At 39.5% G+C, this 276-nt stretch carries 1 protein-coding gene; it reads right to left on the reverse strand.

The window, feature by feature from the left end; translation table 11 throughout:
- Positions 1-276, reverse strand: a 276-nt coding sequence (locus SB658_RS23705; protein ID WP_410602756.1) for a diadenylate cyclase, incomplete at both ends; no start/stop codon positions are given.

Consider the following 276-nt stretch of genomic DNA (forward strand, 5'->3'; position numbering starts at 1 on the left):
CTACCTGTCTGCTTTGCTACACGCTCTGCCGTCCGGTGGCGCATACCTGTTTCAATAGAATCAATAGATGCCTCTGGAACTAACTGTGCATTTGCAATTAAAATTTTACTTCCAGTTTCATTTAAAATAAGTGCCCCATCCATTTTTGCTAATTCGTATAAACTAGCAGGAGAGAATGCACAATTAATGTGAAATCCCCCATCAACAATACTTTTAATTTGTTCATTATACCCAAGAACAATTAGTCCCCCTGTTTGTGCGCGAAGCACGTTATCT

It is taken from the genome of Bacillus sp. SIMBA_008, from assembly GCF_046535495.1.
GTDB lineage: Bacteria > Bacillota > Bacilli > Bacillales > Bacillaceae > Bacillus > Bacillus subtilis.